The organism is Mycobacterium sp. (assembly GCF_049280035.1).
Classification (GTDB): domain Bacteria; phylum Actinomycetota; class Actinomycetes; order Mycobacteriales; family Mycobacteriaceae; genus Mycobacterium.
This window is the reverse complement of sequence record NZ_JBAPPI010000580.1, coordinates 1-9,403: the sequence shown is the minus strand read 5'-3', so window position 1 is coordinate 9,403 and position 9,403 is coordinate 1. Positions and strand designations below refer to the sequence as shown.

Here is a 9,403-nt window from a genome sequence, read left to right as displayed (position 1 = left end):
GTAAGGGCCGCGCCTACCTTGACCTTTCAGTCGCGCACGACAACGCCGCGGCAATCGGCCTCTACGAGAAGCTGGGCTTTCGCCGCGTTCCAGTCCTGGCGATCAAACGCAAGAACGCGATCAACGAGCCGTTGTTCGCCCCGCCGCCGGAGACGGTCGACGACCTCAACCCTTATGCGCGGATCATCGCCGACGAGGCGATGCGCCGCGGTATCTGGGTAGAGGTTCTGGATGCCGGGGCCGGTGAGATGCGACTGACCCATGGTGGCCGCAGCGTGCTCACCCGCGAGTCTTTGTCCGAGTTCACCTCCGCGATCGCTATGTGCCGGTGCGACGACAAACGCTTGACTCGGCGCCTGGTCTCCGAGGCCGGCATCACAGTGCCTCGTGCCCGCCTGGCGACCATGAACGATGACGACTATGCGTTCCTGAAGGAAGTCGGGGAGGTCGTCGTCAAACCGACTCGCGGTGAACAGGGCAAGGGCATCACCGTGGGCGTCGTCGCCGACCACGGTCCCGACGACCTCGCGACCGCAGTGGCACGCGCGCGGGAGCAACACCCGGAGGTCCTTATCGAGCAGCGGGTCGCGGGCAGCGACCTCCGGTTGGTGGTGATCGACGGACGAGTAGTGGCCGCCGCGCTGAGGCTGCCCCCCGAGATCATCGGTACTGGTGAGCACACCGTGCGAGATCTGATTGCGGCCGAGAGCCGACGACGCGCTGCGGCCACCGGCGGTGAGTCACGCATCCCGCTCGACGAAATCACCGAGGCGACCGTCGCGGAAGCCGGATGGATGCTGGATGACGTGTTGCCGCAAGGAGCTCGGCTCCGCGTTCGCCACACCGCCAACCTGCATCAGGGTGGCACGATCCATGACGTCACCCCTGAGGTGAACCAGGAACTCTGCCGAGTTGCGGTGGCTGCTGCTGACGCGATCGGTATCAGGGTGACGGGCATCGACCTGCTCGTGCCTGACATCACCGGCGCTGAATACGCTTTCATTGAAGCCAACGAGCGACCAGGCCTGGCCAACCACGAACCACAGCCGACCGCCGCGGCTTTCATCGACTACCTGTTCCCCGGTCATCCCGGCCAGCCGCTCGCGTGGACTCCCGAGGAGTCGCGACCTTGAGCCTGCACAATTTTGGTGCCATCAGAGTTTGACAGCTGTGTAACATATCCGCCATCGATGTTCCTTATTGTCGCCCCAGCAAACAACCGACAATCCGATGCAACGCATCGCAGCGATAGGAACTCCATTGAGCGGCAACACAGTGCGCTTGCACGCAATCACCAACGTCGAGGCGTATGTGCCGCCAGCGATCAGTTTCGACCCGGGCGAAGAGCCGGGGGAGATCTTCGGATCAAATGTCTTCACCAAAGCGGAGATGCAGGCACGGCTGCCGAAGTCGTTGTACAAGTCCGTGGCGGCGACGATCGACAAGGGCGTCAAGCTTGACCCTGCCGTCGCCGACGCAGTCGCAGTCGCCATGAAGGACTGGGCAATGGAGAAGGGCGCCACCCACTACGCCCACGTCTTCTACCCGATGACCGGCCTGACCGCGGAAAAGCACGACAGTTTCTTAGAGCCCGTCTCCGACGGGCAGACGCTCGCCGAGTTCGCTGGCAAGACCCTCATTCAAGGCGAGCCTGACGCGTCCAGCTTCCCGTCCGGTGGGTTGCGGAGCACCTTCGAGGCACGCGGTTACACCGGCTGGGATGTCACCAGCCCGGCCTACATTCTGGAGAACCCGAACGGCAACACGCTGTGCATCCCGACCGTGTTCGTCTCGATGACCGGCGAGGCACTGGACTACAAGACGCCGTTGCTGCGCAGCCAGCAGGCGATGGGCGTGCACGCCGAGCGCATCTTGAAGATGTTCGGTCACAGGGACCTCAATCACGTCGTGTCGTTCTGCGGGCCTGAGCAGGAGTACTTTCTGGTCGACCGGCACTTTTTCCTTTCGCGGCCGGATCTGATCAATGCGGGCCGCACGCTGTTCGGCGCTAAGCCGCCGAAGGGTCAAGAGTTCGACGACCACTACTTCGGCGCGATTCCCGAGCGGGTGCTGGGCTTCATGATGGACACCGAGCGCGAGCTGTTCAAGCTCGGTATTCCTGCCAAGACCCGGCACAACGAGGTGGCCCCCGGCCAGTTCGAGATCGCGCCGATGTTCGAGCGGGCCAACATCGCCTCCGACCACCAGCAGCTGCTGATGACGGTGTTCAAGATCATCGCCAAGAAGCACGGCATGGAATGCCTGTTCCACGAGAAGCCATTCGCCGGCGTCAACGGATCGGGTAATCACGTCAACTTCTCCTTGGGCAACTCCGAGCTGGGCTCGCTGCTGGTCCCCGGCGACACCCCGCACGAGAACGCCCAGTTCCTGGTGTTCTGCGCCGCGGTGATCCGTGCCGTGCACAAGTTCTCCGGGTTGCTTCGTGTTTCGGTCGCGTCGGCCACCAACGACCACCGCCTGGGCGCCAACGAGGCACCGCCCGCGATCATCTCGATCTTCCTCGGCGAACAGCTCGCCGACGTGTTCGAGCAGATCGCCAAGGGTGCGGCGACCTCGTCAAAGGGCAAGGGCACCATGATCATCGGTGTCGACACCCTGCCCCCGTTGCCGACCGATCCGGGCGACCGCAACCGCACCAGCCCGTTCGCGTTCACCGGCAACCGGTTCGAGTTCCGTGCGCCTGGCTCGGGGCAAACGGTCGCGGTTCCGTTGATCGTCCTCAACACGATCATGGCCGACTCGTTGGACTACATGGCAACGGCGCTGGAGAAGGCCACCGGAGACGGTGAGGACTTCGACAAGGCGGTGCAGAAGCTACTCACCGAGATCATCACCGAACACGGCGACGTGGTGTACAACGGCGACGGATACTCGGAGAAGTGGCAGATCGAAGCGGCCGAGCGGGGCTTGCCGAATCTCAAGACCAGCCTGGATGCCATTCCGGAACTGATCAAGCCGGAAGCGGTCGAACTCTTCGGGAAATACGGGGTGTTCAGCGAACGTGAGCTGCACAGCCGCTACGAGGTCCGCCTGGAGCAGTATGCGCTGACCATCGCCGTGGAGGCCAAGCTGGCACTGGAGATCGGCTCGACGATCATCCTGCCGGCCGGGATCCGCTACCAGACCGAGCTCGCACAGAATGTCGCCGCGTTGAAGGCCGCCGGCGTGGAAGCGAGCACCGCTGCGCTGCAAGCGGTTTCGGCGCCGATCGCCGATCTTGAAACGGGTTTGGCAACGCTGAAGGCGGCGCTGTCGGAGCATTCGGCGGAATCGGCGGTTGATGAGGCCAAGCATGCACAGCAGGAGTTGTTGCCGGCGATGGCGGCGATTCGGGCAGCCGCCGACGCCCTCGAAGGCATCGTGGCCGACGATCTGTGGCCGCTGCCCACCTATCAGGAGATGCTCTACATCCTTTAAAACGCCATGCGGCAGTCAGCGACGTTGCAGCTTCTCCCGGGCCGTATCGGTGAGGAATCGTCCCCATGACACCGGCCGGAAATCGCGGGCCTCCTCGGTGAGTGCGTCCCGGGAGTCTGCGCTCAGCTCGATATCGGCGGCGGCGACGTTGAACTCGAGTTGCTCAACGCTTGATGCGCCGGGAATGGCGACCACGTTCGGCAGGCTGATCAGCCAGGCCAGTGCGACCTGTGCCGGCTTGGCGTCGACTTGCTTGGCTACATCGCGCAACGTCTGCAGCAGCGGCTCGATCCGGCGCAGGTTCTCGGTGCCGAAAAGCGAGTTAATAGCGCGAACCCCGCCGGGTCGGTTATCCACTCCGTATTTGCCGCCCAATAGTCCTTGCGCCAGTGGGCTATAGGCGATCACGATGCGGTTCTCCCGCGCGGCGAACGGAACGAGGTCGTCCAGTGCGGCAGGCCGGGCGAGGGAGAAAAGCACCTGGTTGCTGATCACGGGTCGGCCGAGCGCGGCATCGGCCTTCTGCCAACGCGACAGCGAGTAGTTCGAGACGCCGGCGGCGCCGATGGCGCCACTGTCGAGCAGGTCGCGCATGCCCGGCATGATCACCGAGTCGGGCACGACAGGGTTGGGCTGGTGGATTTGGTAGAGCGGGATGCGGTCCAGCTGCAGCCGGTGTGCGCTGGCACGCTCGCGCTGTTTGATGACGGCAGGGAAAGGGGCGACCGGAAAGATCTTGCTGGCCACCGCAACCTCGCTGCGCTCGTCGCCTAGTGCTTCACCGAGGATCCGTTCGCTTTTACCCAGTCCGTATACCTCAGCGGTGTCGAACAGCGTGACCCCCAAGGCGCGAGCGCGGCGAACGATGTCTCGGGCGGGTCCAGCGGCGTAGCTGTCTCCATAGCCCCATTCACGCGACCCGAACTGCCAGGTGCCCAGCCCGATCCGGCTGACTCTTCCGACTCCATCGACGTCCAGATATTTCATGCTGCCCACCGTAGTGAGCAGTGGCCGCGTCAGCTAGGCGGCGTCGGAGTCCGCGGCAGCAGCCTTGGTGATGGCGCCGTGCCGTTCAAGTACCTCGAAGACTTCCTGGCTTCGGACGACATCTTCCTGTTCGCACAACTGGCACAGCTCGGTGACGACAGTCTGCAACACGTCCAGCCGCGCCGACGCTTGGGTCAGGGTGGTCAGCCAGCTGTCGTAGTCGCGGTCGTCGGAGCCCATTTCAGCCACGGCGAAAGAAGTCATGCCCATCTGCTCACGCTCCCGGAATTCAGTTGGGTGCGCGGGGCGTCCCCCGCGCTTCGCAGCCGGGATTAGCCCGTCGTTGATGTGTCTAAACTCACAAACCCGCAGGCCACCGACTATCCGGAGCAAGCATCTAACCTCCTGGAGTTCTTCTCCAATCAGGTCAGCCCTCGCCTGTGGGCAACGAATGGCCATGCCGCACCGGCCAGGGTCACCTGTCCACCTGGTGGCCGATACGCTGTGGCTGCAGCGGGCTCGTTACAGGGAAGGGCAAATATGTCAAGGACAGTGGTGGTCGGCGCCTCAAGTGGTCTTGGGCGTTGCATTGGTGTCGGCCTCGCACAGCGTGGCGCCCAGGTCGCGTTGCTTGCCCGGCGTCGCGCACGCATCGAGGCTGCCGCCAACGAAGCGGGCCCGGGAACGGTCGCCATCGAATGTGATGTCACCGACGAGGAATCGTGTCGAGCGGCCATCAACGATGCCGCCGATGCGCTGGGCGGCATCGACTCCCTCATCTACACGCCCGCGATAGGGCCACTCGTCCGGATGGTCGACACCGATGCGGAAACCTGGCGGCGCATCTTCGATACCAATGTCATCGGCGCGGCGCTGGTGACGGCGGCGGCGGTGCCACACTTGACGGCCTCGGCGGGCAAGGCGGTCTACCTTTCTTCCGACGCAGGACCTTTCGGGCCGCCCTGGCCGGGCCTCGGCGCCTATGGCGTGAGCAAGGCTGCGCTCGAGCAACTCGTCGATGCCTGGCGAGCCGAACACCCGGATATCGGCTTCACCTGCCTGATCGTCGGGGAGTGCGGAGGCGGCGAGGGCGACGCGGCGACTGGCATGAACATCGGCTGGGACATGGACCTTGCCATGAAAGCCGTTCCGTTGTGGTCGTCGCGTGGCTGCATGCCGGGCAAGTTGATGCCGGTCGAAGACCTCATCGAGGTGGTGCACACCATTTTGCGGACCGACGCATCGACGTCGATGCCCGTTGTCGTTGCGCGAGGCGCGCCCGCGAGCCCGGTAGCGTTTCCGGATCCCAGTTAGTGGCCGCAGAACCTCTGGGTCGGCGAAACTGTTGAACGCGAACTAAATTCTGGCCGCTGGACCGGCCACGTCCTTTACAGTTGCGCTGATAACGACGAGCGAAGGAGACGCCGGATGGCGTGGTTCCTGGCCCTCCAGGGCCCATCCCACACACCCCACCAGTCATTGGTGTACGAGCTTCAAGACGGGGTGGATATGGACAAGATCGCCGGGGAGCTGGTCAGTTCAGCCACGCTGGATCGAGTCGTACCCATTCCCGCGGTGCTGTCGCAAAACAAGCGTCGACATCAGAAAGTGACGCTGTACGTGCGGCCCGCTGCCTGGGGGGTGTGGGCGTTTTACGAGCTGTCCGAAGAAGACCGGAAACAGCTCTTAAAGGACAACCCGGTGATCAACGCCCTCGCCCAAGCGCAGCAGCGCGGAAAGGCAAACGCGGCCGGACAGCGCGGTCCGATGACCGTGCAAGTCAATCCGCTCACCGGCCAGGTGGGGCCCGCGTCGCAGGCTAGCCCCAGTTAGCCGCCGCAGCGCAGAGCGCTATGCGGTGTTTTCGCCAGTCGCCCGCACGTCAGCGACCGGCACGGCCCCGAGCGTGGCGAGCATTCCGACTGCCGCACGGTGCCAAGTGAACATCTCGGCACGCCGCCGCGCACAGGCCCGCCGGTGCTCTTCGGGCCGGCTGACGACCGCGCTGACCGCTTGTGCGATGGCCGCGGGGTCGTTGTCGGCCAGGGCTCCACTGTCTGCGGTGATGATTTCGCCCAGCGCCGACGTGCGGGAAACCACGGCCGGCGTGCCACACGCCAGCGATTCCAGCGCAGCCAGCCCGAACGTTTCGTGCGGCCCTGGCGCAAGCGCGACATCAGCCGAAGCCAATAGCGCGGCCACCGCGTGCCGATCGGAAACGAAACCGGTGAAATCGATCGGCAATCGAGCGGCTTGCCGCTGCAACCTGGCCCGCAACGGGCCGTCGCCCACGACGACCAGTCGGGCGTCGAGGCCGGCGGCACACAACTCGGCGACCGCGTCGATGCTGCGGTCGACCCGCTTTTCTACCGACAGCCGGCCGCAGTGCACCAGCAGGATCTGCGACGGCGCAGCCCAATGCTGACGTACCAGGGCGGAGCGCCGGCACGGGTGGAAGGTCTCCAGGTCCACGCCCAGCGGGACGGTGACGATGTTCGTCGCACCGATGCGATCGAATTCCTCGCGCGCGAACCCGGTGGTGCACACCACGGTGTCGTAGTTGGCCGCGGTACGCCGGTTGGCGAAGTCAGCGAACGCCCTCGCGGTCCGACGCGGAAGTAACTGGCCCGCAAGGCGATCAAGACGCTCGTGAGAGATCATCACAGTGGTGGCGCCGTGTTTGCGACCCCAGCGGCCCAGTGACCTCAACGTGAGCCGGTCAGAGACCTCTAGGGTGTCTGGCCGCAGTGCTTCCAGCAATGCTCGCACCGGCCCGGGCAGCACCGCACGGTAGCCGCCTGTCAACGGAATCAGCCTGGCGGGCACGGTGATTCGAACTACGCCCGTGGGCAGCTGGGTCTGCCCAGCATGCCGACCCGGGACGATCAAAAACACCTCGTGGCCCGCGGCGCAGTATTCCGCGCCCAGCCGGTCCACGGCGGTACGGAGGCCGCCGGAGCGAGGTCCGTAGAAGTTGGCGACCTGAACGACACGCATACTCCTCAGCAGAACCGCTGCTCGTGTGCGGTCAACGATCTGACATCGACGGTTGGCTGAACACCCCATGAACTCCAAGGGCCGAACAGGCCGACGGATGTCAGGCGGCGATTGGCCGAAGGCGGAAGAGCCTGATCTCGCGTGGTGCGCAGCTGGCGCGGTAGCGCTCGTAACCGGCATAAAAGTCGGTGGCCACGGCCCATGCCGAGGCGCGGGCGTCGCCGCTGAGCAGTTCCGCGCGGTATTGCGCGGGCGGAGCCAGGAACTCGACCGTGCATTCGGGGTGCGCCAGCAGGTTGGTGCTCCAGGCCGGGTGTGGCGGGCGACCATAGTTGGAGCCGATGGCAAGCAGCCCGTCCGAATCGTCGATCAATACCAGCGGTTGGCTGCGCGGCAACCCGGACTTCGCACCGGTGGTCGTGACCAGGCCCACCGTGTCGACTCCGGCCGAACTCAGCCGGCCGTGGGTCCGAGGGATCAGCACCTTGTCGATACGGGGTGCCAGGTGCAGGAGAAATCGGTAGCCGACCGGACTCATGAGCGCGCGCTCCATCAGCGCCTCATCGAGCCGCAGCCGCCGTCCGCGAATTGGGCTTTCCCGCCGAAGGGACACGGGTCGACGGTACCCAATACCCGCTATGCCCATGAGTTGTTTGAGAATCCGCCGCCGGTCACATCAGCGCGCCGTTACACACTGCGGCCCGTGTGTATTCCGCAAACCATCCGAGTCCCTACTTGGAATCACTGAGCGGAGTCTAAATTTGGCTCAATTCCTCGGATTAACCCGCCGAAGCGCGCGGTAGGCTTGGGGTTTCGGGGAAATGGGGATGAAGAACGATGCGCCATTTGACGGCCGCGTTAGCCGTTGTCGGCATCTGCATTCTCGGCGCCGGTTGCGGTGCCGGTAGCAACCAAGCGAGTGTTAAATCGACGACGACCAAGATATCGCTCATCCCGCGCCCGGTTGTTGAGCGTGAGCTCGATGCGATGCTGCTTAGCCCGGAGCAGATCAACCCCGTGATGGGTGCGAACGGACTGGCGGTCACCAGAAAGCACGATGCGATGTCCGACGACAGCGCCACTATGAAGCCCAAGGAATGCCTTGCCATCGACGGCGCGGCGCAAGCCCAGGTCTACGCCGACAGTGGCTTTACCTCGGTGCGAGATCAGGCACTGAGCGATGGCGATAACTTCACCCATTACGCCGAGCAGGCAGTGGTGCTGTTCCCTACCGCCAAACAGGCCGGCCTCTTCTTGATCGCCTCGGCCCTACGTTGGCCGGCCTGCCACAGCTACACCCACATCCAGTCCGGAACACAATGGACTGTCGAGCCGATATCAGATACCGACGGTGCACTGAGCACGATAGCAACGCAACAAAATGCCCGGGCCGGCGGTTGGGCCTGTGGTCGGGCGCTAGCGATCAAGAACAACGTCATCGTCGATATCAACACGTGCAGCGCCGATCCGAGGAACTCAGCCATCGACATCGCCAACCAGATCGCCGCCAAAGTGTCGACGCAGTAGGGCCTTTCGCGCTGTCACTCGGTGTCGGCAGGGTCGAGCAGTCGTACCTCCTCGAGGTCCATTGCAGATTGCAACTCACGCAGGATTATGTCGTCGATCCGATTTTGGTCTCGAAGCTCGGTGATAGCCCGACGTTTGCGTTCTAGTACGCCAAGCCGCACCCGACGCAGCAGATCGTTTCGGTCGGCCACCTCATTAGGCCCCTCAGGGTCGCCGCCGGCTTCCACGAGGGCCGCGTGTTCTTGGTATTCCTTCTGAAGGCGCCTCAATAGTTCGTCGCTGATGCCGATTTCACCGGCGACCACCGGCAGAGCTTCGAGGGCGGCCTGGGCGCCGCGACACCGGGCCAGTTGCAATTCATCAGCGTGACTTACGTCTTCGGGCATCCGGGCCCAGCGCACGACGTAGGGCAGCGTGGTGCCTTGGACGAGGACGGTCACCAGAATCACGACGC

Annotated in this window: 9 protein-coding genes and 1 pseudogene; 5 read left to right on the top strand and 5 right to left on the bottom strand. The window is 64.2% G+C overall.

Annotation, left to right across the window (positions count from 1 at the left end; all coding sequences use genetic code 11):
* Both ngg and WAN71_RS18870 read left to right on the top strand, forming a co-directional pair.
* The coding region (ngg, locus tag WAN71_RS18875; RefSeq protein WP_422226788.1) for an N-acetylglutaminylglutamine synthetase at positions 1-1,133 on the top strand (1,133 nt) is incomplete at its 5' end.
* A 127-nt stretch (positions 1,134-1,260) separates the two neighbouring features.
* Positions 1,261-3,438, top strand: a complete 2,178-nt coding sequence (locus tag WAN71_RS18870) for a glutamine synthetase III (RefSeq protein ID WP_422226787.1) — start codon at positions 1,261-1,263, stop codon at positions 3,436-3,438.
* A 15-nt stretch (positions 3,439-3,453) separates the two neighbouring features.
* On the opposite strand, the gene WAN71_RS18865 is transcribed toward WAN71_RS18870, so the two are convergent.
* Both WAN71_RS18865 and WAN71_RS18860 read right to left on the bottom strand, forming a co-directional pair.
* Entirely contained in the window at positions 3,454-4,425 is a 972-nt protein-coding gene (locus tag WAN71_RS18865) for an aldo/keto reductase (RefSeq protein WP_422226786.1), read from the bottom strand.
* A gap of 33 nt (positions 4,426-4,458) precedes the next feature.
* Positions 4,459-4,689: a hypothetical protein gene (locus WAN71_RS18860; RefSeq protein WP_422226785.1), complete on the bottom strand. Its 231-nt coding sequence runs from the start codon at positions 4,687-4,689 to the stop codon at positions 4,459-4,461.
* A 288-nt stretch (positions 4,690-4,977) separates the two neighbouring features.
* On the opposite strand from WAN71_RS18860, the gene WAN71_RS18855 reads away from it, so the two are divergent.
* Complete coding sequence (locus WAN71_RS18855) at positions 4,978-5,739, top strand: SDR family oxidoreductase (RefSeq protein WP_422226789.1); 762 nt, start codon at positions 4,978-4,980, stop codon at positions 5,737-5,739.
* Positions 5,740-5,853: 114 nt separating this feature from the next.
* Positions 5,854-6,258, top strand: coding sequence for a hypothetical protein (locus tag WAN71_RS18850; RefSeq protein ID WP_422226784.1), 405 nt, complete (start codon positions 5,854-5,856; stop codon positions 6,256-6,258).
* Between the two features lie 18 nt (positions 6,259-6,276).
* On the opposite strand, the gene WAN71_RS18845 is transcribed toward WAN71_RS18850, so the two are convergent.
* Positions 6,277-7,422 (bottom strand): glycosyltransferase, encoded by a 1,146-nt coding sequence (locus tag WAN71_RS18845; protein WP_422226783.1) that lies wholly within the window; start codon positions 7,420-7,422, stop codon positions 6,277-6,279.
* A gap of 100 nt (positions 7,423-7,522) precedes the next feature.
* The gene (locus tag WAN71_RS18840; RefSeq protein WP_422226782.1) at positions 7,523-8,035 is read right to left on the bottom strand and encodes a nitroreductase family deazaflavin-dependent oxidoreductase; all 513 of its coding nucleotides are present in this window, start codon (positions 8,033-8,035) and stop codon (positions 7,523-7,525) included.
* A gap of 224 nt (positions 8,036-8,259) precedes the next feature.
* Here WAN71_RS18840 and WAN71_RS18835 point away from each other — a divergent pair, with 224 nt between their 5' ends.
* Positions 8,260-8,949, top strand: a complete 690-nt coding sequence (locus tag WAN71_RS18835; protein ID WP_422226781.1) for a sensor domain-containing protein — start codon at positions 8,260-8,262, stop codon at positions 8,947-8,949.
* Positions 8,950-8,963: 14 nt separating this feature from the next.
* Here the strand turns inward: WAN71_RS18835 and WAN71_RS18830 are convergent.
* Positions 8,964-9,403, bottom strand: a pseudogene (locus WAN71_RS18830) (Na+/H+ antiporter); the annotation flags it as partial.

Bases quoted from the DNA above. Each gene is read 5' to 3' on its own strand.
- WAN71_RS18860 (WP_422226785.1), bottom strand. From the start codon at position 4,689: ATGACTTCTTTCGCCGTGGCTGAAATGGGCTCCGACGACCGCGACTAC.
- WAN71_RS18845 (WP_422226783.1), bottom strand. From the start codon at position 7,422: ATGCGTGTCGTTCAGGTCGCCAACTTCTACGGACCTCGCTCCGGCGGC.
- WAN71_RS18850 (WP_422226784.1), top strand. From the start codon at position 5,854: ATGGCGTGGTTCCTGGCCCTCCAGGGCCCATCCCACACACCCCACCAG.
- WAN71_RS18835 (WP_422226781.1), top strand. From the start codon at position 8,260: ATGCGCCATTTGACGGCCGCGTTAGCCGTTGTCGGCATCTGCATTCTC.
- WAN71_RS18865 (WP_422226786.1), bottom strand. From the start codon at position 4,425: ATGAAATATCTGGACGTCGATGGAGTCGGAAGAGTCAGCCGGATCGGG.